21 protein-coding genes and 1 tRNA gene are annotated in these 22,814 nt (G+C 66.1%); 8 read left to right on the top strand and 14 right to left on the bottom strand.

What is annotated here, in order from left to right:
• Nucleotides 1-99: 99 nt before the first annotated feature.
• From JHW48_RS14695 to JHW48_RS14710, 4 genes are all read right to left on the bottom strand, one after another.
• Entirely contained in the window at nt 100-870 is a 771-nt protein-coding gene (locus JHW48_RS14695; protein WP_419182420.1) for an SDR family oxidoreductase, read from the bottom strand.
• Between the two features lie 5 nt (nt 871-875).
• Complete coding sequence (locus tag JHW48_RS14700) at nt 876-1,799, bottom strand: calcium/sodium antiporter (RefSeq protein ID WP_240637646.1); 924 nt, start codon at nt 1,797-1,799, stop codon at nt 876-878.
• Between the two features lie 105 nt (nt 1,800-1,904).
• Entirely contained in the window at nt 1,905-2,711 is an 807-nt protein-coding gene (locus JHW48_RS14705) for a S49 family peptidase (RefSeq protein ID WP_119884679.1), read from the bottom strand.
• A 43-nt stretch (nt 2,712-2,754) separates the two neighbouring features.
• A complete protein-coding gene (locus JHW48_RS14710; RefSeq protein WP_119884589.1) occupies nt 2,755-3,771 on the bottom strand; it encodes a LacI family DNA-binding transcriptional regulator in 1,017 nt (338 codons plus the stop codon).
• Nucleotides 3,772-3,874: 103 nt separating this feature from the next.
• Here JHW48_RS14710 and JHW48_RS14715 point away from each other — a divergent pair.
• A tRNA-Arg gene (locus JHW48_RS14715) sits at nt 3,875-3,951 on the top strand.
• A gap of 225 nt (nt 3,952-4,176) precedes the next feature.
• On the opposite strand, the gene JHW48_RS14720 is transcribed toward JHW48_RS14715, so the two are convergent.
• Nucleotides 4,177-5,661: a TniQ family protein gene (locus tag JHW48_RS14720; RefSeq protein WP_170152190.1), complete on the bottom strand. Its 1,485-nt coding sequence runs from the start codon at nt 5,659-5,661 to the stop codon at nt 4,177-4,179.
• Between the two features lie 958 nt (nt 5,662-6,619).
• Between JHW48_RS14720 and JHW48_RS14725 the strand changes: the two genes are divergently transcribed.
• On the top strand, nt 6,620-7,696 hold the full coding sequence (locus tag JHW48_RS14725) for a hypothetical protein (protein WP_119884587.1): 1,077 nt from the start codon (nt 6,620-6,622) through the stop codon (nt 7,694-7,696).
• Between the two features lie 114 nt (nt 7,697-7,810).
• On the opposite strand, the gene JHW48_RS14730 is transcribed toward JHW48_RS14725, so the two are convergent.
• The gene (locus JHW48_RS14730; RefSeq protein WP_119884586.1) at nt 7,811-8,359 is read right to left on the bottom strand and encodes a cysteine hydrolase family protein; all 549 of its coding nucleotides are present in this window, start codon (nt 8,357-8,359) and stop codon (nt 7,811-7,813) included.
• 107 nt (nt 8,360-8,466) lie between these two features.
• Here JHW48_RS14730 and JHW48_RS14735 point away from each other — a divergent pair, with 107 nt between their 5' ends.
• Nucleotides 8,467-9,444: a GlxA family transcriptional regulator gene (locus JHW48_RS14735; RefSeq protein WP_119884585.1), complete on the top strand. Its 978-nt coding sequence runs from the start codon at nt 8,467-8,469 to the stop codon at nt 9,442-9,444.
• Nucleotides 9,445-9,508: 64 nt separating this feature from the next.
• On the opposite strand, the gene JHW48_RS14740 is transcribed toward JHW48_RS14735, so the two are convergent.
• The 8 genes from JHW48_RS14740 to JHW48_RS14775 form a co-directional block, all read right to left on the bottom strand.
• On the bottom strand, nt 9,509-9,724 hold the full coding sequence (locus tag JHW48_RS14740; protein WP_119884678.1) for a heavy-metal-associated domain-containing protein: 216 nt from the start codon (nt 9,722-9,724) through the stop codon (nt 9,509-9,511).
• 214 nt (nt 9,725-9,938) lie between these two features.
• Nucleotides 9,939-11,525 (bottom strand): CocE/NonD family hydrolase, encoded by a 1,587-nt coding sequence (locus tag JHW48_RS14745; RefSeq protein ID WP_170152189.1) that lies wholly within the window; start codon nt 11,523-11,525, stop codon nt 9,939-9,941.
• A 22-nt stretch (nt 11,526-11,547) separates the two neighbouring features.
• Nucleotides 11,548-12,729, bottom strand: coding sequence for an ABC transporter substrate-binding protein (locus JHW48_RS14750; RefSeq protein ID WP_272835857.1), 1,182 nt, complete (start codon nt 12,727-12,729; stop codon nt 11,548-11,550).
• Nucleotides 12,699-13,106 (bottom strand): ABC transporter substrate-binding protein, encoded by a 408-nt coding sequence (locus JHW48_RS14755; protein WP_119884677.1) that lies wholly within the window; start codon nt 13,104-13,106, stop codon nt 12,699-12,701. Before JHW48_RS14755 ends, JHW48_RS14750 begins: the two co-directional genes overlap by 31 nt.
• A gap of 1 nt (nt 13,107) precedes the next feature.
• A complete protein-coding gene (locus tag JHW48_RS14760) occupies nt 13,108-14,124 on the bottom strand; it encodes an ABC transporter ATP-binding protein (RefSeq protein ID WP_119884582.1) in 1,017 nt (338 codons plus the stop codon).
• Entirely contained in the window at nt 14,121-15,059 is a 939-nt protein-coding gene (locus tag JHW48_RS14765; protein ID WP_119884581.1) for an ABC transporter ATP-binding protein, read from the bottom strand. Before JHW48_RS14765 ends, JHW48_RS14760 begins: the two co-directional genes overlap by 4 nt.
• A 1-nt stretch (nt 15,060) precedes the next feature.
• Nucleotides 15,061-15,927, bottom strand: a complete 867-nt coding sequence (locus JHW48_RS14770; RefSeq protein WP_119884580.1) for an ABC transporter permease — start codon at nt 15,925-15,927, stop codon at nt 15,061-15,063.
• On the bottom strand, nt 15,924-16,901 hold the full coding sequence (locus tag JHW48_RS14775) for an ABC transporter permease (RefSeq protein WP_119884579.1): 978 nt from the start codon (nt 16,899-16,901) through the stop codon (nt 15,924-15,926). The genes JHW48_RS14770 and JHW48_RS14775 overlap by 4 nt, the downstream gene beginning before the upstream one ends.
• Nucleotides 16,902-16,994: 93 nt before the next feature.
• Between JHW48_RS14775 and JHW48_RS14780 the strand changes: the two genes are divergently transcribed.
• The 5 genes from JHW48_RS14780 to JHW48_RS14800 all read left to right on the top strand — a co-directional run bounded on the left by JHW48_RS14780 (nt 16,995) and on the right by JHW48_RS14800 (nt 22,755).
• The gene (locus JHW48_RS14780; protein WP_119884578.1) at nt 16,995-17,891 is read left to right on the top strand and encodes a LysR family transcriptional regulator; all 897 of its coding nucleotides are present in this window, start codon (nt 16,995-16,997) and stop codon (nt 17,889-17,891) included.
• A 157-nt stretch (nt 17,892-18,048) separates the two neighbouring features.
• Nucleotides 18,049-19,026 carry a Bug family tripartite tricarboxylate transporter substrate binding protein gene (locus tag JHW48_RS14785; protein ID WP_119884577.1) on the top strand — a complete coding sequence of 326 codons (978 nt, stop codon included), beginning with the start codon at nt 18,049-18,051 and terminating at the stop codon, nt 19,024-19,026.
• Nucleotides 19,027-19,038: 12 nt separating this feature from the next.
• The gene (locus tag JHW48_RS14790) at nt 19,039-19,488 is read left to right on the top strand and encodes a tripartite tricarboxylate transporter TctB family protein (RefSeq protein ID WP_119884576.1); all 450 of its coding nucleotides are present in this window, start codon (nt 19,039-19,041) and stop codon (nt 19,486-19,488) included.
• Nucleotides 19,485-20,990, top strand: a complete 1,506-nt coding sequence (locus tag JHW48_RS14795; protein ID WP_119884575.1) for a tripartite tricarboxylate transporter permease — start codon at nt 19,485-19,487, stop codon at nt 20,988-20,990. Before JHW48_RS14790 ends, JHW48_RS14795 begins: the two co-directional genes overlap by 4 nt.
• A gap of 595 nt (nt 20,991-21,585) precedes the next feature.
• On the top strand, nt 21,586-22,755 hold the full coding sequence (locus JHW48_RS14800; RefSeq protein WP_119884574.1) for an IS5 family transposase: 1,170 nt from the start codon (nt 21,586-21,588) through the stop codon (nt 22,753-22,755).
• Nucleotides 22,756-22,814: the final 59 nt, after the last annotated feature.

Raw genomic sequence — 22,814 nt, forward strand, 5'->3', positions numbered from 1 at the left:
ATATCTTCCTGTGGATGGAAAAAACCTGTTGAATCCGCAGCTTGGCGCGACGCGGGAATCGATGGTGGACAAAGCATGGGAACAGGCCGGGAACAACCCTCAGTCGTGACCGATGATGTCGGGCGTGCGCCATCCCAGATGCTGGCCGCCATCGACGCAGATCAGCTGTCCGGTGACGGCGCGGGCCTCCAGGAAATAGCCCAGGGCCTGGGTGATCCCCTGTGGATCGGCGCCGCGTTCCAGGATGGTGCCGGCACGTTGGGCGGCGAAATGCGCGGCGCTCTGGCGGCTGCCCTGCATGGTGGGGCCGGGGCCGATGGCGTTCACGCGGATGTCGGGGGCCAGAGCCTGGGCGGCGGTGCGGGTCAGCGACCACAGCGCCGCCTTGGCGATGGAATAGGTCATGAAGGCCGGGGTCGGCTTCAGCACCCGCTGATCGACCATGTTGATGACCAGGGCGCGGGCCTGCGGCTCGCCGTTCTCGTCCGGGCAGGCCTTGGGGGCCTGGGCCGCGAAGGCCTGGATCAGCTGGAAGGGCGCGCGCAGGTTCGATCCCAGATGGCGGTCCCAGCCGTCCATCGTCGCGCTGTGGATCGTGTCGTGATCGAAGATCGAGGCGTTGTTCACCAGCACCTCCAGCCGGCCCATCCGGTCGGCCACCCGGCCGACCAGCGCGGCCGTCGCATCCGCATCCAGCAGGTCGGCCTGAAAGGTCGCCGCCGCGACGCCCAAGGCGCGGGCCTCGGCGGCGGTGGCCTCGGCATCCTCGGCGGATCGGTCGTAATGGATCGCCACGTCATGGCCGCGCCGCGCCAGCTCCAGCACCATCGCCCGGCCCAGGCGGCGCGCGCCCCCGGTGACCAGCGTCACGCCGCTCACAGCAGCACCCAGACATAGCCCGCATAGAACAGCACGAAGCCCGCGCCCACGGCCCGCGTCAGGCTGACCGCGCGCAGCAGGAACGGCGCCAGCAGCAGCGAGGTGCCCAGCATCACCCACAGGTCCAGGCGCAGCATCTCGGGCGGGACCGGCAGGGGGGCGACCACGGCGGTGATCCCCAGGATGGCCAGCAGGTTGAAGATGTTGGACCCCACGACATTGCCCAGCGCCATGTCCGCCCGCCCCCGCATGGCCGAGGCGACCGATGCCGCCAGTTCGGGAAGGGACGTGCCCACGGCGACCAGCGTCAGGCCGATGACCGCGTCGCTGATGCCGAATGTGCGCGCGATGTCCGACGCCCCGGTGACCAGCAGGTTCGCGCCCAAGGGCAGCAGGACCAGCCCCAGCCCCAGCCAGATCGCGATGCGGGTCCAGTTGGCGCCCAGCTCGGCGCCCTCCAGCTCCTCGGCATCGGCCTTGCCGGTGCTCAGCTGGCGCCACAGGACCAAGGCCAGGGCGGCCAGCAGGATCGCGCCCTCGATGCGGCCGATCTCGCCGGTGAAGGCCAAGGCGATGACCAGGACCGAGGCGCCGATCATCATCGCCCAGCTTTCGCGCAGGTCGTGGCCGCGCGTCACGATGGTCGATATGACCGCCGTCACCCCCAGGATCAGCACCACATTGGCGATGTTCGAACCCACGACATTGCCCATCGCGATCCCCGACGAGCCCTGCAGCGCCGCCGAGATCGACACCAGCAGCTCGGGCGCCGAGGTGCCGAAGGCCACCACGGTCAGGCCCACGACCAAGGGGGTCATGCCCAGCTTCAGCGCCAGGTTCACGGCACCCTTGACCAGCAGGTCGCCCCCGAAAACCAGCAGGGCAAGCCCACCCAGCACCAGCATCATGTCAACGATCACGTCGGTTGATCCCCAGAATGGTCCGAATGGCGCGCCGGACACCGGGACCGCCCATCAGGGCGATGACGATCATGACCAGCAGGAACAGGACGACGACGCGCAGGCTCATCCCCGGGTTCCGAAGCGCTGAAAGGCGGCGCGATCCTCGGCCGCATCCAGCAGCGCGTCGGCCGACAGGCCCAGCCTGCGCAGAAGGGGGCGGCGCATGCCATGCACCTCAAAGCGGATGTCGTCGCCGCACAGCGCCCGCATGCGCGGGACCAGATGGCCGATCCCGTCGGCCAACCCCAGGTGCACGGCCTCGCGCCCGGCCCAGAACTCGCCCGTGAAGAGGTCGCGTTCGGTCGACAGGCGGGTGCCGCGGCGGGCGCGGACATGGTCCTTGAAGGCCTCGTGGATGGGCTCCAGGATGGCATGCAGACGGGCCACGTCCTCGGGGCGTTCGGGGCGGAACGGGTCCAGCGTGGATTTCGACAGGCCCGCCGTGTGGACGCGCCGCTCGATGCCCCATCTCTCGATCAGGCCGTGGAACCCGAAACCGGCCGAGATCACCCCGATCGACCCCAGGATCGAGCTGTCATCCGCCCAGATCCGGTCCGCCGCGCAGGCCAGCCAATAGCCGCCCGACGCGGCCACGTCTTCGACGAAGGCATGGACGGGGATGTCGCGCTGATCGGCCAGCCGCCGGATGCGCGCCGCGATCAGCGAGGATTGCACCGGCGATCCGCCGGGCGAATTGACCGCCAGCGCCACGGCCACGGGCCTGCGGGCAAAGGCGCGTTCGATGACCGGCGCCAAGGCCGCGTCGTTCAGCCCCCCGCCGCGCCCGCCGCCGCCGATGGCGCCCGCCAGGCGGATCACCGCGACGCGGGGTTTTCGGGACAGGGCTCGGCCGATCAGGGGAATACGCATGGCGCATAGATAGGCCGCGCCGTGCCGGGCCACAAGCGGCCGATCAGGCCCTGATCGTGTCGCCCGGCAGGAAAGTCGGGGTCAGCGCGATGATCCGGTTCTCGGGCCGCTGGTCCTTGCCCGAGACCAGCCGCGCCGCCCGCCGCCCGACATCGACCCGGCGCGCATCGGTGGTGGCCAGCCGCATCGGCAGCCCGTCCAGAAGGTCCACCCCGTTGAACCCCGCCAGCCCGATCCGGCCCGGAATGTCATAGCCCCGGTCGATGCAGTGCAGCAGCCCCCCCGCCCCGATCATGTCGTTCGAGAAATAGAGGAAATCCAGGTCCGGCGCGCGCGACAGGATGCGCTCGGTCAGTTCGCGCCCCTTCAGCAGGCTGGAGCCGCCTTGGTAATATTCCCGCGCCTCCAGCGTGATGCCGGCCTGGGCCAGCCCCTCCTCGAAGCCCGACAGGCGTTTGCGGGCGCGGTGATCCTCGGGCATGTGGGTGCCCACGAAGCCGATGCGGCGATAGCCCGCGGCCAGGATGCGGTCGGCCATCTCGCGTCCCGCGCGGATGTGGGATATCCCCACCAGCGTGTCGATCCCCTCGCCGTCGACATCCATGATCTCGACCACCGGAATGCCGGAATTTTGCAGCATGGCCCGCGCCGCGCGGCTGTGCTCCAGCCCCGCCAGGATCACCCCCGAGGGCCGCCAGGACAGCATGTCATAGAGCACCATCTCCTCGCGTGCGGGGGAATAGTTGGTGACCCCGATCACCGGCTGCAGCCCGGTATCGTCTAGTTCCGCCGAGATCCCGCCCAGCACGTCGGGAAAGACCAGGTTCGACAGGGACGGGATGACCACCGCGACCAAGTTGACGCGCTGGCTGGCCAGCCCGCCCGCGATCTTGTTGGGGACATAGCCCAAGGTCTTGGCGGCGGTCAGCACCTTCTCGCGCGTGGCGGCGGACACGTCGCCCCGGTTGCGCAGCACCCGGCTGACGGTCATCTCCGAGACGCCCGACGCCTCGGAGACATCGCGAAGGGTCAGCGGGCGGCGGGGTCTGGTGGGGATCATGGAGGCTGTTCCGGCTTATGTGCAGGCGATGTTAGCGAAGGTCATCCCCGCCGACAACCGGCGCTTGCCAAGCGCGCCCCCCCGCCGTTATTCAGAGACCCAAGGCCCCGTGGCTCAACTGGATAGAGCAGCCCCCTCCTAAGGGGCAGGTTGCAGGTTCGAATCCTGCCGGGGTCACCAAAAATCTCAAAGGTGACGATGAAGCATAAGAGTGCACGTTTTGCGGTTCCTGTGCACACCATGCGTCAAGAAGTTTCTGCAGCGCTACGGCGATGTCGGCTCAAGCGGTTGACGCGCATCAGGTTTTTCTTGTGGAGAAATCGGGTGACGCGCATGTGCTCAGCCGAACGAACCTTTTTCCACCGCCTCTCCGCGCAGTCTAAGTGGCAGGACCTGCTGCGCTCTCTATCCGATTGCCCCAAACTCGCTCCGGCAGACCTTGAACCCATGGTAGGACCTGTTGCCTGCCGGGGCATGAACACGGATCTGCCGCACCCGGATGGCCGCGATGATCCGCCCCACCGAGATCTTGCTGTTGGCCTGGGCGGTCTGGATGGTTTCCCATTTGGCGGTTCCGGGATCCGCTTCCGCCAGCGCGTTCAGCTCGTCGACCAGCGCCTGCCCATCCGCCTCCAGCCAACGAAGCCGCGCGCCCGGCAGGCGTGTCCGGGGCTGTAGGACGCCGTCCTGTTCCAGCGCGCGCAGTTCCGCCTCGGTCATGCCGACGGTGCGCCGCATCTGCGGGTCCGTCACCAGCGATGCGATCGCGCGAAGCGTCTTGTCATGCACCTCTGCATCGAAGACCGCGCGACTGTCCGGCCGCGGATCCTCTGGCGCGATGATACCCGCCTCGACCAGCAACGGGCGCAGTCGCCGCTCCGTGACGCGCAGCGCTTTCGCAGCGGTGCTGACAGAATGAAGTCTCCGCTGCGACACTTCCTGTCCCAGCAAGACGGCGCCTTCCGCCACGGGCCAGATCTCGAGGACCACGGATCGGACCACGTCCGCAAACGGCTTGAAGGCCTCGTTGTCCTGGTGGAAGTCCCGCATGTCCTTCCAGACCGATCCGAACGCCTTCTGCGGTTCGTCCAGAAAGCCGTCCGCCTCGGCGGCCAGATCGTGCAGGGCATCCCGAATAGCATCAACACCACGACGCACGACATCGAACCCCGCAGCTTGCGCGGCATGCTGAAAGTCCTGCGGATCAGCGGCGTCATACCCGTTGATGCGCAGCAATTCGCTGCCCAGCAACCGACAGAAGGTCGTCGCGGCGTAGAGGCTTTGGCCGGAGAGCCAGGTTGTATCCTCGCCCCTGTCCAGCCGCTGCTGCAGCCACAGGTCGTATGGCGTCGGAGAGGCCGCCGGTCCGTGGAGGTCCCGCGAGAGGATCTTCGGCAGGATCTCGGTGAGCCGGGCCGTCAGATCGTTTCGAGCGACGGGATGCTGCACCGTCCAGAGAGGCACCAGCAGCGTGTGGTGCTTGGCGCAGATCACCATATCCCGCATTTGCCAATCCCCGCGCATAGCCATCGCGGTCAGCGGATCTTCTGGTGCTGACAGAGCATCTTCTTCCAAGCACCGGGGGCATCCTCGCACGATTGGGTTCCGCAGCGCTCGGGAGACGAATATCTCGCGCCGAAAGCGCATCCGCACATCGCCGATCGGCTCGCCGGTCCAGGACAACAGTTCTTCCAGTTGCGCATCCTCCAGTCCGCCCCAGATCCTGAGGTTCTCGAGCAACACGCGGTCCTGATTGATCAAGCGCTTGGCTGAGCCGCCGAGATCGAGCACCAGCTGGCTCAGCGTCACGCCCTTCGAGGCGGCCAACCTCGCCACGAGCGATGGCACCGTTTCGCGGGCCACCGGGGGAATTCCGTGCAGCAAGGTCAAGTTGTGATTACTCCCTTCGATAGCAGGAGACCTATGCCTGCAGCCACATTGGAATATCAAGTGGCGGCTCCGGGATTGATACGCAGCCATTGGCCCGCTTAAAGCGAAGGGAGCGACATGCACATTTGACTCTGAACTTGCGACGCGAAAGCGCTCATCCGTCTCAGTGCCGACGATCGTAGAGTGACGCGAAGGGCGGAGAGCGGCCTTTCGGTGGTGCGGCATGGCGACCGCAGCATTTGCCGAAAGCGGACGCTCAGGCCGTTGAAAGTCGCTTGAGTGCCCCTGCCGGCAGAAAGGGCGGAAAACCGACATTCGCTGCGGCGACGATCCGATCACCCACAAAAGGTGGAAGCCGACATTCGGAGCGGACCAAGGTCGAGCCTTGTTCTGCATCGCCGCATGACCGGTTCGAGCCCAAGGCGTGGGATGCTGCACAATGCATGAATGTCTGGTTACAGTCTGTTCCGGCAGGTATAAGATTGAGACGATTACAACGGCGCTGATGCCGCCGCCGCCCCGGTTCCAGCATGCGCCGTCAGACTACGACGGGCATGCACCCTTGGTCCTGTCAGGACCATAGTCCGCCGTGCGGGTCCACTGGTGCGCCGCGCCCCGAGGCTCTCGAACACTCGTTACGCTACAACTAATCATCAAAAGCCCAACGCGGTGAATGCATGCGTGCAATGTCCATCGCAATTCCACAGGAGATCAGGCCGGATTTCTTTGACACTGTATTTCCCGGTGAGAAGGATCTCGTTGACCTGTGCGGCCTGGCCAGGTCGCCATCGCTCAAAGAAACTGAAACGTCGGCACAAGTTGGCGGGGTTTTGCCGTAGCTTCTGAGCCGCCCTGATTGACGGATGCAACTATTTACAGCAGCCGCTGCTGCTGCCTAAGCTGGCTTGAACGTATCGCGTAATGACATCGACTGCAGGCCAGCCTTCCTGACGAAGGCATGCACAAAGGTGACCAGATGCCCTCGTTTTTCCTATCGGCCAACCGGCAGAGCGTCCAGGAAGACCCCTACATCTTCCAAATGCGCAACGGCAACATCCTCGGATTTTGGAGCGACCTGCACCCTGATCCCGGCGTTGGCGGAACCTTCGGGGTCTATGCGCGTCCGTGGCGTGGAGACCTGGGCGCTGCGGGTGTTGCGGATAGCCGCGTCAACAATCTGACCGACGATGTCCAGGGAAGCCCTTTTGGAACGGCGTTGAACTACGGCGGCTTCTCGGTGGTCTTCCAGAGCAAGGGCCCGTCTGCAGTCAACGGACAGGATGATCCCTATTACGACACCTACATCAAGTTCTACGCGGCCGACGGCACGGAACGCGGTCCCGCACGTCAGATAACGCCCAATACGTCCGATGATCATCTGGCCGCGGGCATCGTCGCGCTTGCCAATGGCCAGACGATCACCCTGGTCGCCAGGTATGAGAGCGGTGGGGATTACGATCTTTTGGCCTTCCGGCACGATGCCAGTGGCCGCCAGATCGGCGGTCCTCGTCGCCTCGTCGATGATGCAGACGCCTTTGTCAGTCCCCTCTCTGGGGCGGACTACATTAATCCCTCGATTGCCGCCTCGGCAGGCGGCAACTACGCGGTGAGCTGGCACGAGCGCACGTCCTTTGGTGGAGGCGAGGGTTACGGGGTCTGGACGCAGGTCTTCCGCCCAGATGGCACGGCCGTGGCACCCGCCCAACTGATTGCACCCAATCTCGGCGGGCGAAACACCCTGGATCAGAGCGACAGCCAGATTGCCGGTCGCTCCGTCGGCGGCTACGCCCTGGCCTGGGAACGGGACGAGGTCCCCTATGAGCCTGAGACGGATGTCTACCTGCGCATGCTGGACGGGGCGGGACGCGCCATCGGACAGACTGTGATGGTCAACTCAGACCGCCGCAGTGGTGAGCAGGAGTTGCATGATGTGGTGGATCTGGGTGCCGGGCGCACGCTGGTCACCTGCATCAACCAGATCCCCGACGCGATCGACGACATCTACGACGGCGGCGTTCTTCTCGGGCGGGTGTAGGAGCAGTATTCGTGCCCCGGCAGATGGATTTCGCTCTGGGTCCGGTGAATACGGAAATCACCGGACCAGAGGATCTGATGACGGCTGTGGCCGTCATCAGTCCTTGGCGTACAGTTACTGCGCGACGTAAGCCTCGGTATCCGTGATCGTTGCATAGGCGAAGCCGAGCGCCGACATCATGGCGGCATGGACGGAGGCCGCCGGCACGGTGACGCCCTCATGTTCCAGATCGCGCGTCGCGCAGGCGTCCTGGACGACAGTCGTCTTGTAGCCGAAATCACTGGCGGCTCGGGTGGTCGCGTCGATGCACATGTGGCTCATGGCGCCGACGACCACGACATCCTCGATCCCGTCGGCATCAAGAATCTCCTTCAGTTCGGTCTTGAGGAAGGAATTCGGATAGTTCTTGACCACGACCGTCTCGCCTTCGATCGGCGTCACGACCGGATTGATCTCGATGCCTTCTGAATCGGGCGTGAAGAACGGCGCGTCCTGGCTGGGGAAGATGTGCTGGACGTGGATAACGCGGTCGCCCTTCTGGCGGGCCGCCTCGATTACACGGGCTGCGTTTTCGGCGGCCTTGTCGATGCCGACAAGTTCATACTTCCCGCCGGGGAAATAGTCGTTCTGGAGATCGACGACGACAATAGCGCGTTTGCTCATGATTTGCCCTTTCTCTTTGCTGTTCAGATTGCGTTTACTGGACAATAGGGGTCGCCCCGGCCTATGCCCATTGGTGATATCGACATAATCAGGGTCAATAGTGACAAATGGCTACCAGGCAAGAAACAGAGGTCGGGCTGCTGATCTACCCGGGCGCGCAGATGTCGGCGATCCTTGCGATGACCGATCTCTTCATCGTCTCCAACCGGTTCTCGGCTCCGCATGGCACGTCCAAGCTGAACCGGATCGCTGTCAGTCACTGGTGCATCGAGACGGAAGGCGGCCCGCCGCAACGTGTCCATGGCACCGGCTCATCCCAAGGCATCGGGCCGGACGTCCTGATCCTGCCGCCCAGTCTGGATTCTCCGGCGACGGCCGAGATTGCAACGCCCTATCTGGATTGGTTGCGGGATCGTCATACGGCCGGCACCATTCTCGCGTCCGTATGCGCCGGAGCGTTCCTCCTGGGAGAAACCGGCCTTCTGGACGGACGGCCATCAACGACGCACTGGATTCTCGAAGACCAGTTCCGCGATCGCTTCCCGCGCGTGCCGGTTGACGTCGATCGACTGCTGATCGATGGCGGCCAGATCCTGACGGCCGGAGGTGTCATGTCCTGGACCGATCTGTGTCTGCGGCTGGTGGAACGCCTGCGTGGTGCGGAGGTGATGACCCAGACAGCGAAGTTCCTGCTGGTCGACCCGCCGGGGCGCGAGCAACGTTATTACAGCATCTTCTCGCCGCGGACGGGCCACGGCGACGCCGCCGTCCTGGAGGTCCAGCGCTGGTTGCAGGACACCGAGGCGAAGGACATCTCGCTGGAAACGCTGGCGACGAGGGCTGGTCTTGAACGGCGCACCTTCCTGCGCCGCTTCCGCAAGGCGACCGGTATGACGACCTCGGAATATGGTCAGCGGCTACGCGTCAGCAAGGCCTGCGAGTTGCTCCAGTTCAGCGCGCTCACGGTCGAGCAGATCGCATGGGAGACGGGCTATGGCGATCCGGGAGCCTTCCGCAAGATCTTCGCCCGGTTCATCGGGCTGACGCCCGGCGAATACCGCCAGCGCTTCGGCCACGCTTCCTGAACCCAAACCGGATCAACGACAGACCAAGGGCGCGCCCAGTCTATCGCCGCGCCCGATGGCATGTTCATGCGGCCGCCGGCTGATCCTTTTGCTCGGCCGGATAGCCGGCTTCGCCGAGCGCGGCGAGAAGCGTCTCCTCCTCCGCGGTTGAGGTGACCTTCGCGCTGCGCGACGGCGGATCGGTAACGACGTGCGCCGTCGGATCGACGCTCAGGATTGCATTGGTGACCCGACGGGCGCAGCCGCCGCAGGTCATGCCGGGGATGGTGAACTGGAACAACTGCAGTAGAAACCAACGTAGATGCTGCATACGCAAACGGCAGCGTCGTCCGCACAGCCGAGCTTTATCCTCCGATATTGCTGCGCGATGGACGAATGGCCGGTCTGGCGAACCTGCGCCGCAGCAATGGCCAGCCTGACGAATGACCGCAATGGGCCGGCCTTGTAGATCTCGACGGGTTTGTGCGATGTGCGGCTATCACGCCCGCTTCCATTCACCTGATGATGCTGAAACTGACCGCAGCGTCGCGCAGCTGTATGTCGTGCTGCCGCCCGGTTGCGAAGTCAAAGCGAGGGAAGCTCGATGCTGCGAGGATCAGACACAACCGGTGTCCATGGCCTGCTTTATAATAGGTAGGCGCTAGGTCCACCGTCACCTTTCCGGAACTGAATGCGCGCATGATACCGTCGGTGATGTTGATGAATGCGCCGCAGGGCAGCTCCTCAACGAGGACAGCGTGGAGATCGAAGGCCTCTTGCGCCTCGCAAGTGGCCGAGACCGTGACATCCGTAAGCACCAATTCTGTCGCTAGCGGTTCGCCGATAACAATGGCGGAACCCGGATGATCCAACGTGCCCATCCGCCGCTGGTCAAACATCCCCCCCGCCATAAGCGCGCCACCCGACGTGACTGCACCGCCAGGAGTGGGGTGCGGGTTCGAGGGATCGAAGGTCAGTGTGACGCCGCTCACCTGCAGCGCGGGGACAGGACCCGCGCTCGCGCGATGGCGCCGCGGCCTCCACGCGCCGCCCATTGCCGGCCATCTCCCTGCCGACATCTCGAAGAAGAGGTCATGTTCAAGTGGCGCTTCGGCGCGTCCCATGGCGCAGTCGAACCAGTCGAGCCTCAACGTCACCCAGTCGCGGCCCGTCGCCCGGTCAATCGTCGAGTCGTGACCGAAGTCTGCTTCGCCCGCCTGACCGGAGCTGCGGCGACCGTGCAGCCACGGCCCGAAGATCTGACGGAGCGGCGCGGTGTTGAGCTCGCGGATCGCCTGGGACAGGTCCAGCATGTTGCGTGCGTAAGGGTCGTTCCAGCTGCCCAGCAGGAGGACGGGGACGTCCGGAAAGCGGCCGAGATGCGCTGCCGCCCTGGTCGCCGGTAGGTTCAGCGCCGGGTCATCCGGTCCCATGGCCCAAAGCCGCAGCAATGCTGCCTCGTAAGCCGGTGCCAGGGCCAAGGGCGAGTGACCGGCCCGCCAGTCGCCGCGCAGCAAGGCTTCGCGGATGTCGGTGGCTTCGAGCGCCGCCGCATCCTCGGCTCGCCCCTGCTCCCGCAGGGCTTTGGCGGCATGGCGGAAGGCCCAGGTCACCTGCTTCTGCTCGAACGCGCCACCATAGCGGACCGAGTGGCGCCAGGCGTCCATCAGGCCACCCGTGTCGATCGCCATGGCCGCAATGCCCGGGGCCCCCGCCACAGCGGAAGCTAGCTGTGTGTGAGCCCCATAGGACAGGCCCATCGTGCAGATGCGGCCGTCGCACCAGGGCTGTTTCAGCAGCCAGTGATGGGTGTCAACGCCATCCTCGGCCTCGTTCACGTATTTCTCGAAGACGCCTTCCGACCCATACCGACCGCGCACGTCCTGCATCACGACCACATAGCCGCGCCGTGCCATGATGCGTCCCAGTTCCACGCGGGTCAGCGCCTCCGGGCGGTCCAGCGCGACCTCGGAGCCCGAGATCCCCTGCCGGTCATAGGGTGTGCGCTCGAGAATCACCGGCCAGGGACCGGCGCCGTCAGGCATGTGGATATCGGTTGCGAGACGGACCCCGTCCCGCATCATCACCATCTGCGTCTGCATGGTTTGCGTCCTTTGTCGCGCCTTACTCGGCGGGGCGGATGTCCTGCGCCAGCGTCCGCTCGATCGGGCGGGCGTCATAGGTCAGCCCCTCGCGTAGCGCCCAGATCTGCTGCTCAAAATGAAGCGGGATGATCGCCTGCTGCTCGGTGAAGGCGCGGACCGTGGCCTGCGCCAGCAGATCGTCGCGCTCGGCCTCATCGAAGCTTTGCGCCGCGCGGGCCACCAGCGCGTCGAACTCGGGATCGGAGAACCGCGTGCGGTTGAACCCGCCCGTTCCCGCCTCGGGGTCGTTCGTGGCGATGACCTGCTGGAGGCCGCGGATCGCGCTGCCCGTGGTGGTCCCGAAGCCGCCGAGGAAGGCCGAGAAGTCCTGCTGGCTGGCGCGGTCGAAGAAGATGTTCGACGGCATTGCCTCGACGGTCGAGGTCAGGCCGGCGCGCGCGAAGAGCTGGCTGACGGCCTGCAGGATCTGCGCGTCGTTCTGGTAGCGGTTGTTCGGCCCATGCAGCGTGATCGTGAAGCCGTCGGGATAGCCTGCCTCGGCCAGGAGGGCGCGGGCCGCCTCCGGATCCGCCTGCGGCACGGGGACCTGATCAGTCCAGCCGACGAATCCCTCGGGGACCAGCTGGCCGGTGGGGGTCGCGGTGCCGTTCATGATCCGGTCCGAGATCATCTGCCGGTCCAGCATCAGCGACAGCGCCTGACGGACGCGCACGTCCTGCAGCGGGTTGCCGCCCTCGGGGGCGCTGACGAAGGGGCTGTCCTCGCGGTCGCTGTCCAGCGCCAGATAGATCAGCCGCCCGGTCGTCTCGGCGACGATCTGCACGGCGCTGCGGCTTTCGATGGCGGGCACATCGCCTGCGGGCACCGCATCGATCACGTCCACATCGCCCGCGATCAGCGCCGCGACCCGGCCCGCGTCATTGGGGATGTAGCGGATCACCACGTCGGAATAGGCCGGGGCGTCGCCCCAATAGTCCTCATGGGCGGTCAGGGTCAGCCGCTCGTTCGGAGTCCAGCCGCCATAGCGCCAGGGGCCCGTGCCGATCGCGGCGGTGCCATTGTCGAAATCGCGGCTGGAGATCTCAGTCCCCAGTTCGGAAGGCAGGATATAGACCGAGCCAAGCTGCTCGATCAGATCCGGCGTCGGCTCGTCCGTGGTGATCAGCAGGGTCAGATCGTTCTCGGCCTCAATGGAGGCGATGGCAGCGACGTTGCTTTCGAACGTGCAGGGGAGTTCGCCACGTTGGGAATGCGTTCGAACGTCGTGATGACGTCCTGCGCGTCCAGCGTGCTGCCGTCGTGGAAGGTCACGCCGTCCCGTAGACGGATGCGCCATGTGGTCGGGTCGACATTCTCCCAGCTTTCGGCGAGCAGGGGCACGGGTTGCAGCGTCTCGTCGATGCCCGCCAGCCCCTCGAAGATGTGGGACGCGGTGTTCTGTCCTGGCGAAGTGCGCGAGAAATGGGGATCGACGGACGGGTGCTCGGCCTTGAGCGCCATGCGGAGCGTCTCGGCCGAGGCGGCGCCGGTGGCGGCGGCAAGAATGGCAGTGGACAGCAGAAGACGTGCGGGGGTCATGTCATGCTCCTTGGGTCTGGGGAGTGAGCTGTGGCAGGTCGTAGTGGCAGGCCGAGCGTTGGCTTGGCCCGATGGCGCGCAGCGCCGGGCGGGTGCTGCGGCAGAGGTCGGTGGCGTGCGGGCAGCGCGGGTGGAAATGGCAGCCCGAGGGCGGTTTCAGCGGCGAGGGCAACTCGCCTTTCAGGGGGGTAAAGCGGCGTTTGGCGCCGCCCAGCTGCGGCGCCTCGGCCAGCAGCGCGCGGGTGTAGGGATGATGCGCGCGCGCAAAGATCGTGTCGCGGTCCGCGATCTCGACCAAGCGGCCCAGATAGAGGATCGCGATCCGGTCCGAGATGAATCGCACCACGTTCAGGTCGTGGCTGATGAACATGGACGCAAAGCCGCCTTCGGCCTTCAGATCGACCAGCAGGTTCAGGATCTGCGCCTGCACCGAGACATCCAGCGCGGCCACCGCTTCGTCGAAAATCACCACCTCGGGACTGACGGCGAGGGCACGGGCGATGCCGACACGCTGGCGCTGCCCGCCCGACAGGGCATGGGGGCGGCGGTCCGCCAGGTCCGGTGCCATGCCGACCTTCTCCAGCATCTGCGCCAGGAACGCGGCGCTGTCCTTGCGGCGGATCAGGCCATGGGCCAGCGGCGCTTCGAGGATCGTCTCGGCCACGCTCATGGCGGGGTTGAGGCTGGCATAGGGGTTCTGAAAGACCATCTGGATCTTCCGCCGCGCTGCGCGGGCTTCGGACGCCGGCATCTGTGCAATGGGGCGGCCCTGCCAGCTGACAGTGCCGCCGGAGGCGGGCAGAAGCTGCGCCGCGATCCGGCCGAGCGTGGATTTCCCGCAGCCGGATTCGCCGACGATGCCCAGCATCTCGCCCGGCTCAAGGCGCAGCGAGACGTCATCCACCGCCACCAGATGCTGGGCTTTGTGCCCAATTCTGACGCGGCTCATGGCGCGGTCCAGTGCGCCGTCGTTGCGCGAGAAGACCCGGCGAATGTCGGAAAGCTCAAGAACGCTCATCGGCTTGCCTCCAGCGGAAAGTGACAACGCGAGCCATCGATCACCGGCAGCGTCTGTTCCCGGCACAGCGGCTGGACGCGCGGACAACGTGGCGCGAAGGCGCAGCCCTTTGGCAGCGCGTCCAACGCCGGCGGCACGCCCGGCAGGTTCACCAGCCGCGTGCGGCCCGGGACCGGCACGGCCTCCATCAGAGCGGCCGTGTAGGGGTGGCGCGGGGCAGCGAAGATCTGGTCGGCCGATGCAGTCTCGATGACCTGCCCAGCATACATGACCATCACATGGTCGGCGAAGCCCGACAGCAGCGACAGGTCGTGCGTGATCCAGAGGATCGCGGTGCCTGTCTCGGCGGCCAGCGACTGGATCTCGGCGATGATCTGGCTCTGGATCGTGACGTCCAGGGCGGTCGTCGCCTCATCGGCGATGATCAGGGCCGGATCGTTCAGGAAGGCGATCGCGATCACCACGCGTTGCCGCATCCCCCCTGAGAACTCGTGCGGATAGGCACGCATCCGTTCTTCGGGCGAGGGGATGCCGACGCGGCCCAGAACCTCGATGCAGCGGGCATGGGCGGCCTTTCGGCTGACGGGGCGATGGGCCAGGACCGCCTCGACCATCTGCTCGCCGATGGTTAGGACAGGGTTCAGGGCGACCATCGGGTCCTGGAAGATCATCGCGATCCGGTCCCCGCGCAGGTGGCGCAGCCGCGCTTGCGGAAGCGCCGTCAGATCCTGGCCGTCGAAGCTGACGCGCCCTCCGCTGATGGCGATGCCGCGCGGCAGCAGGTCGATGAGCGAATAGGCCATCATCGACTTGCCCGAGCCGGACTCGCCGACAACCCCAAGGATCTGCCCGGGTTGAACTTGGAAGCTGACCCCACGCACGATCGGCGTGCCTGTGGCCGTAATGGCCGTCACGAGGTTTTCGACATCCAGCATGTCACGCCTCCTGCGGGTTCATGGCGCGGCGGATGCGGTCGCCGAACACGTTCACGGTGAAGATCAGCAGCGCCAGCGCGAGGCCGGGATAGACCAGTGCCCAGGTGTGGCCGGACAGGATCTCGCGCGAGCCATTGGCGATCAGCAGGCCAAGCGAGGGCCGCTCGATCGAGGTGCCGAGGCCGAGGAACGAGAGCGATGCCTCGATGGCGACCGCATGAGCCAGTTGCAGCGTCAGCACGACGAGGATGGGCGAGATTGAGTTCGGCAGCAGGTGCTTCAGGATGATGCGCCAGTGCGGCAGCTCAAGGCAGCGGGCAGCCTCGATATAGTCCTGGCCGATCTCGACGAGCGCCGCTGAGCGTGCGGTGCGGGCATAATAAGGCCACTGCGCCACGACCAGTGCCAGTGCCAGGATCAAGTTGCCGGTGCCCGCGCCTGCCAGTGCCATGATCGTCAGCGCAACGAGAATCGTCGGAAAGCCCAGCAGGATGTCGACCAAACGCATGATGATGGTGTCGACCCAGCCCCCGGCATAGGCGGAGACCAGCCCTGCCGTCACCCCGATCACCAGCGCCAGCACCGAGGCCGTCGCTGCCACCGTCAGCGTGATCCGCAGCCCGTAGAGGATCGCGGATAACAGGTCGCGCCCAAGTGCATCGGTGCCCAGCCAGTAGGTCAGTCCGCCCATGCCTGCAGGCGATCCGGGCGGCAGGTTGCTGTCGAAGAAGTCGACGACCGCGTTGTTGTAAGGGTCTTGCGGCGAGATCCACGGGGCCAGGGCCGCGGCAGCCACGATCAGCAGGAAGAGCGCCAGACAGAACAGCGCGAACGGTGCCCGGCGCAACGAGAGAAAACCGTTTCTCATGCCGGTTTCCCCCCAAGCCGGATGCGTGGGTCAAGAAGCGTGTAGGTGATGTCGACCAGCAGGTTGATCACGACGAACATCGCGACCACGATCAGCAGGTAGCCCACGATCACGGGCCGATCGACGACGTTGATGGAGTTGATCAGCAACTGCCCCATGCCGGGCCAGTTGAAGACGGTCTCGGTGATGATGCCGTAGGCCAAGAGGTTCCCCAACTCCAGCCCCAGCACGGTGACCAGCGGGATCAAAACGTTGCGAAAAGCGTGGCGCATCAGGATGCGTCCTTCCGGGACGCCCTTGGCGCGGGCATAGCGGACATATTCGCTGTTCATCGCCCCCTGCACCTGCGCCCGCGTCAGCCGGATCACCATCGCCGCGTTGAACAGCGCCAGGTTGAAGGCGGGCAGGAAGATGTGCGACCAGCCGCTGGCGGTGACGAGGCTTGTCTCGATGCCCAGAAACGTGCCGGTATCGCCGCGCCCGCCCGAGGGGAACCAGCGCAGCTGCACGGCGAACAGCAGGATCAGCAGCAGCCCCTGCCAAAAATTCGGCAGCGAATAGGCGAAGATCGAGCCGTTCATGATCCCGTCATCGGTCATGCTGCCCGCCCGGTAGCCCGCGATCAGGCCAAGCGGCAGGCCGATGACCAGGGACATGACAAAGGCGGCAAGGCCCAGCTCGACCGTGGCAGGCAGGCGCTGCAGCACAAGGTCGATGGTTGGCTGGTTGTAGACGAAGGAGGTCCCCAGGTCGCCCTGAAACAGCCCCGTGAGATACAGCCAGTATTGCACTAGGATCGGCTGATCGAGACCCAGGGCGACGCGCGCGCGCTCGACCTCGGCTGCGGTGGCGTCAGGCGGCACCAGCATCTGCACCGGATCACCGATGGCATAGACGCCCATGAACACGAGGAACGAAACAAGCAGCAGCACGAACACTGCCTGCGCCAACCGCCTCACGAGATATGCCGCCATGCGAATCCTCCTGTTGGACTAACATGGCGCCATGGACAGGCAGCGTCCACGTTACTAGGATTTATCTTCTCCTAGCGATTTACCGGTAGCCCCATGTTCAGCCTGATCCAGCTGCAATCCTTCCAGGCAGTGTTCACCCACGGCACCACTGTTCGTGCCGCAGAGGTGACGGGACGATCCCAGAGCCAGGTGTCCGCCGACCTACGCGCCATCGAGGCACAGCTGGGCCGTCCTTTGTTCCGGCGCGAGAGCGGTCGCCTTGCACCGACGCAGGCCGCCGAGCAGGTCTTCACGCGTGCAGCCCAGGTGTTCGAAGCGCATCAGAACCTCGCGCGGCTCGGCCTCGGGCGGGGGGACGACCAGGTGCTCACTTTTGGCGCGCCGCGGTCGCTGTCGATGACGCTTTTGCCGCGGCTGGCGCGCGACCTGCGACGGCAGTTCCCGAACCTTTCCATCGCGCTCAAGTTCGGCCGCTATCCCGAGTTGGTCGAGGCCGTGGCCGAAGGGCGGATGGACCAGGCTATCGTCAAGCTGCCGGTGAACGACTGGCGGCTCCGTATCCTGCCCGTCATCGACGTGCCGCTGGTGGTCGTGATGCGGGCGGACGATCCGCTGACGGCTTTGGATCGTGTTGGGCCCGAGAACATCGGCGGCCGCCACCTGATCCGCACCAGCGAGAACGCCCCCTCATGGCAGGCGGTCACTGCGGCGTTCCGGCAGTCCGCCAGGGCGCCCTTTTCCCGCATCTCGGTGGAAGGAGTCGGTCCGATCTGCCGCCTTGTCTCCGAGGGTGAGGGACTGGCCGTCGTGAACCGCCTGATGGCGGCCGATTACGCAGGCGGGCTGAACTTGCAGATGCGGGTGTTCACGCCCGAGACCTGGGAAAGCTTCGCCATCATCCAGAACGCGTCCGCCACGCATGGACTGACAATGACCGACATCCATGATGTCTTGAAGGAAAGCCTCTCAGAAAGTCGTCCACCGACTTGACCGCATCCTTCTGTTCAAGCGGCGGTCTCCGATGTCACCGCAGGACCCGTGATCTGCCGCGCCGCTTCCCGAAGGACCGCACCTTGTTGCCCCCTGCCCATTGACGCCCTTGCCGGCAGGGGCAACAAACGGTGCATCATTTAAGGGGGAGCCTATCATGATCCATCGCCAGACCCGCCGCGGGGCGGCCGTCGCCGCTTTCCTTGCCGGATGCACCCTGTCCTCGGCTGCGATGGCGCAGGATTGGCCCACCGGTCCGGTGCATATCTTCGTCGGCTTTCCCGCAGGCTCTTCCCCTGACACCATCGCGCGACTTGTCGCCGAGCCGCTGGCCGAGGCGCTTGGCCAGCCCGTCGTGGTCGAGAACCGACCCGGCGCCGGCGGGGTGATCGCGGTCCAGCAGATGCTGGCGCGCGGCGGCGACAGCTTTGGGATCAACATCAACGGACCGCTCACCACCGCGCAGCGGCTGATCCCGGATCTGGGCTATGATCCGGCGACCGATATCGCGCCAGTCGGCCTGATCGCGACCAGCCCGCTGGTGCTGGCCGTCGGCGCGGACTTCCCGGCCGACGACCTAGCCGGCTTCATCGAGGCCGCCGCCGAGCCCGAGGCGATCAGCTACGGCTCGGTCGGCGAGGGCTCGGGCGCGCATCTGACGGCCGAGCTGTTCGCCGATGCCGCCGGCGTCCAGCTGTTCCACATCCCCTTCCAGAGCTATGCCGAGGTCACCACCTCGATCCTGGGTGGCGAGATCGACAGCGGCTTCATGGCCCCTTCGGCCGCGCTGCCGCAGGTCGAGGCGGGCACGATGAAGATGCTGGGCGTCACCTCGGCCGAGCCATTCGCGCAGGTGCCGGACGTGCCGGTGATCGCGGGCACGGCCGGCTTGCCGGACGATTTCCGGGCCGAGCTGTGGAACGCCTTCATCGCGCCGGCCGGGACCGATCCGGCCGTGATCGCGCGTCTGAATGACGAACTGAACACCATCCTTGCCGATGACGGCGTGCGCGAGCGGCTGCTGGCGATGGGCTGGCAGGCGCAGCCGGGCACGCCCGAGGATCTGGCGCAGCGGATCGCGGATGACACCGCGCTTTGGGGCGGGGTGATCGACACGGTTCAGGCGGCCGAGTAGGCCGGATCGCCGATGCGCCGCGACCTGCATGACCTTGGCTGGGGCGCGGCCCTCGCGCTGACCGGGCTGGCCGTGGCGGGCTATGCCTTCGCCAGCTACGACATGGGCAGCCTGCGGCGGATGGGGCCGGGCTTCTTTCCGGTGACGCTTGGGCTGCTGCTGGCGGGGCTGGGGGCGCTGATCGCCGTTCCCGCGATGGGCCGCCCCGGCCGGCCGCGCCCCTTCGCCTGGCCCGAGACCATCGCCGTCGTCGCGGCGCTGCTGGTCTTCGGTCTGGCGCTGGACAGGCTGGGCGTCCTTCTGACCACGGCGCTGACGGTGCTGATCGCCAGCGCGGTCGCGCCGCGCCGGGGCCTTGGCTGGCGGCTGGTGCTGACGGTCGCGGTGACGGCGCTGGTCTGGCTGGTCTTCGTGCGCGGGTTGAACATGTCGCTGCCGGTCTGGCCGGGGGCGCTGCGATGACCACGCTGGAGGGTTTGGCCCACGGGCTGGCGGTCGCGCTGCAGCCGTCGATCCTGATCTACAGCCTTCTGGGCGCGGTCCTCGGCACGCTGGTCGGCGTTCTGCCCGGCATCGGCGCGATGGCGGCAATCACGCTGCTGCTGCCGATCACCTATTACATCTCGTCCGAGGCGGCGCTGGTCATGCTGGCGGCGGTCTATTACGGCGCGCAATATGGCGGGGCGGTCGCCTCGATCCTTCTGCGCCTGCCAGGCACGCCGCAATCGGCGGTGACGACGCTCGACGGCTATCCGATGGCCCAGCAGGGGCGTGCGGGGGTCGCGCTGTTCACGGCAATGATCTCGTCCTTCGCGGGCTCGATGCTGGGGATCGTGATCCTGGTGCTGCTGGCCGGCTGGCTGAGCCGGCTGGCGACCAGCTTCGGGGCGGCGGATTATGCCGCGATGATGGTGATGGGGCTGGTCGCGGCCTCGACCATCGGCGAAGGGCGGATGGCCAAGAGCCTGGCGATGGTGGTTCTGGGCGTGATCCTGGGCTGCGTCGGCACGGACGTGAATTCCGGCGCGCAGCGCTTCACCTTCGGGCAGGTCCAGCTGCTGGACGGCATCAACCTGGTCGCGCTGGCGATGGGCCTGTTCGGCCTGGCCGAGATCATCGGCAACATCCGCAAGGCCGAGCGTGACGGCCCGCCGGCCCGCGTCACCCTGCGCCAGCTTGTTCCCACGCGGGACGACCTGCGCCGGATCGTGGCGCCGATCACCCGCGGCACCGCGCTTGGCGGCTTCTTCGGCGCGCTGCCGGGCACAGGATCGACCATCTCGTCCTTTCTCAGCTATGCGCTGGAGCGGCGCGTCGCCCGCCGGCCCGAACGTTTCGGCAAGGGCGCCATCGAGGGGGTCGCCGGCCCCGAGGCCGCCAACAACGCGGCCTCGATCACCGCCTTCGTGCCCACGCTGACCCTGGGCATCCCGGGCGATCCGATCATGGCGCTGATGCTGGGCGCGCTGGTCATCCACGGCATCCAGCCCGGCCCGATGATGCTTCAGGCGCATCCGGACATGTTCTGGGGTCTGGTCGTCAGCTTCGGGATCGGCAATCTGTTCCTGCTGGTCCTGAACCTGCCGCTGATCGGGATCTGGGTGTCGATGCTGCGCATCCCGTTCCACTGGCTCTATCCGGCGATCATCATCTTCGTCTGCCTGGGCGTCTATTCCGTGCGCGGCTCGACCTTCGACATCGTCATGGTCGCGGCCATCGGGGCCATCGGCTATGCGCTGACGCAGGCGGCCTTCAGCCCGGCGCTCCTGCTCCTGGGCTTCGTCTTGGGCCCGCTGATCGAGACGAATCTGCGCCGCGCCCTCTTGGTCTCGCGCGGCGATCCGATGATCTTTCTGGAGCGCCCCATCGCCTGCGGGTTCCTGGTCGCGACGCTGGCGCTGCTGATCTACGGCCTCTTGAAGCGGTCCGACCGTGGATCCACCAGCAGTAAAGTAGCAGACTAAAGAAGGCACGCGCCGGTAATTTTCCGCAGGCGTGCCGGGGGCCCCCATGCAAGCGGTTTACGCAACAACCTCCGCCTCCCATTCTTGGACAGTGCCTGAGAACGCCCAAAATCTTGGAACTCCCTCACGGCGGTCGATCTTGCTGAGACGAGCCGCAACGGCTGGTTTAAGGAAGCTGCACCGCAGCAATCGGTCGAGCGTGACTGTCCGCTTTGGGCCGAGTGCGCAGGCTCGGGGGCTGCCCCGCGGCGTTCCCGATACGAAGATGGGCAGATTGACGTGAAGAGCCCATAGCCGTCGGTCGCCGATGCCGCAGCGATGCAGGCGCAGCGAAGCGAGTCGACCTGCCTCTGCCCTTCAATCTGCGGTCGCTTGTGAGTTGCGTGTGCCCAAAAGCGGCCGCTCAGCCGGTGTGCAGCATGTATGTGAAGTTCGAGCTTTTTACCTTCCGCTGAGCTACTTTTGGCTGACTGGCACCAGTCCTGCCGCAGGGCGGCTGGCAGGGCCGGTGCCCTAACAGGGTGCTGAAGAAGTCGGCCCTTGGCTCCATGTGAGGAACATGATTCACCCTCCGCAGGCTTTGGCGGGGGCGGTGATGCGCGGGGCGGACAAGACGAGCGGATCGCTGTTCAGCTATGTCGATCTGGAGGCGCGCATTCCGGCGCGTCATCCGCTGCGGAAGATCCGGCAGGTGGTGAACGACGCGCTCGCGAGCCTCGACGGGGAGTTCGAGGCTCTTTACACCGACTTCGGTCGCCCCTCGATCCCGACGGAACGGCTGATCCGGGCAAGCCTGATCCAGATCCTGTTTTCGGTTCGGTCCGAGCGGCAGCTGATGGAACAGATGCAATACAATCTGCTGTTCCGGTGGTTTGTCGGCCTTGGGATCGACGACCCGGTGTGGGTCCCCACGGTCTTCACCAAGAACCGGGACCGCCTTTTGACGACCGAGATGTTGCGCAAGGTGATGGCGGCGATCCTGGCGCATCGCGAGGTCGCGCCGCTTTTGTCGGACGAGCACTTCTCGGTGGACGGCACGCTGGTCAAGGCCTGGGCCTCGATGAAGAGCTTCCAGCCGAAGGCCGCCGAAACGCCGCCCGACGACGATCCGGGGGGCCTGCCCGGACCGGACAGCCCCGCCGAAGACCACCCCGAACAGCCCCCTGCCGAGACCACACCGATGCCCCGCCCCGACCGCCAATCCCGCAATGCCGAGATCGACTTCCGGGGTGAGAAGCGGTCGAACGCAACGCATGCCTCGACCACAGATCCCGACGCGCGGCTCTACAAGAATTCGTCTGGCACCGGCGCGATGCTGTGCTTCATCGGCCACGCTCTGATGGAGAACCGGAGCAGCCTGATCGTGCAGGCCGATCTCACCCGGGCCGACGGTCATGCAGAACGCCGGGCGGCGCTGTCCATGATCCACGCCCATTCTCCCGGATCGGCCCGTCAACTGACGCTCGGCGCGGATCGGGGCTACGACAGCGCGGACTTCGTTCGCGACCTACGGCAGGCCTGCGTTACGCCGCATGTGGCGCGGAAGTTCCGGCATTCCGCGATCGATGGACGAACGACCCACCACAAAGGCTACGCCCTGTCCCAGAAGCATCGCAAAAGGATCGAGGAGCCCTTTGGCTGGGGCAAGACCGTCGGCGGTCTTGCCCAGACCGTCTACCGCGGCGTCGAACGGGTCAGGGCCCGCTTCGTCCTGACGATGGCCGCCAGCAACCTCGCCCGGCTGCCCCGCTTGCTGGGCGCATGACCGAAAGCGGGAAGCGGGATCACTACGCCCGCGGCCCAGACCGCGGTCCACACCGACCC

Source organism: Paracoccus aestuarii (assembly GCF_028553885.1).
Taxonomy (GTDB): domain Bacteria; phylum Pseudomonadota; class Alphaproteobacteria; order Rhodobacterales; family Rhodobacteraceae; genus Paracoccus; species Paracoccus aestuarii.

Excerpts from the sequence above, each read along its gene's own strand:
- JHW48_RS14780 (WP_119884578.1), top strand. The coding sequence starts at position 16,995 with ATGTTCAGCCTGATCCAGCTGCAATCCTTCCAGGCAGTGTTCACCCAC.
- JHW48_RS14800 (WP_119884574.1), top strand. The coding sequence starts at position 21,586 with ATGCGCGGGGCGGACAAGACGAGCGGATCGCTGTTCAGCTATGTCGAT.
- JHW48_RS14730 (WP_119884586.1), bottom strand. The coding sequence starts at position 8,359 with ATGAGCAAACGCGCTATTGTCGTCGTCGATCTCCAGAACGACTATTTC.
- JHW48_RS14705 (WP_119884679.1), bottom strand. The coding sequence starts at position 2,711 with ATGCGTATTCCCCTGATCGGCCGAGCCCTGTCCCGAAAACCCCGCGTC.
- JHW48_RS14765 (WP_119884581.1), bottom strand. The coding sequence starts at position 15,059 with ATGCTGGATGTCGAAAACCTCGTGACGGCCATTACGGCCACAGGCACG.
- JHW48_RS14735 (WP_119884585.1), top strand. The coding sequence starts at position 8,467 with ATGGCTACCAGGCAAGAAACAGAGGTCGGGCTGCTGATCTACCCGGGC.
- JHW48_RS14710 (WP_119884589.1), bottom strand. The coding sequence starts at position 3,771 with ATGATCCCCACCAGACCCCGCCGCCCGCTGACCCTTCGCGATGTCTCC.
- JHW48_RS14770 (WP_119884580.1), bottom strand. The coding sequence starts at position 15,927 with ATGAGAAACGGTTTTCTCTCGTTGCGCCGGGCACCGTTCGCGCTGTTC.
- JHW48_RS14725 (WP_119884587.1), top strand. The coding sequence starts at position 6,620 with ATGCACAAAGGTGACCAGATGCCCTCGTTTTTCCTATCGGCCAACCGG.
- JHW48_RS14755 (WP_119884677.1), bottom strand. The coding sequence starts at position 13,106 with ATGACCCCCGCACGTCTTCTGCTGTCCACTGCCATTCTTGCCGCCGCC.
- JHW48_RS14760 (WP_119884582.1), bottom strand. The coding sequence starts at position 14,124 with ATGAGCGTTCTTGAGCTTTCCGACATTCGCCGGGTCTTCTCGCGCAAC.
- JHW48_RS14790 (WP_119884576.1), top strand. The coding sequence starts at position 19,039 with ATGCGCCGCGACCTGCATGACCTTGGCTGGGGCGCGGCCCTCGCGCTG.
- JHW48_RS14785 (WP_119884577.1), top strand. The coding sequence starts at position 18,049 with ATGATCCATCGCCAGACCCGCCGCGGGGCGGCCGTCGCCGCTTTCCTT.
- JHW48_RS14745 (WP_170152189.1), bottom strand. The coding sequence starts at position 11,525 with ATGCAGACGCAGATGGTGATGATGCGGGACGGGGTCCGTCTCGCAACC.
- JHW48_RS14775 (WP_119884579.1), bottom strand. The coding sequence starts at position 16,901 with ATGGCGGCATATCTCGTGAGGCGGTTGGCGCAGGCAGTGTTCGTGCTG.
- JHW48_RS14795 (WP_119884575.1), top strand. The coding sequence starts at position 19,485 with ATGACCACGCTGGAGGGTTTGGCCCACGGGCTGGCGGTCGCGCTGCAG.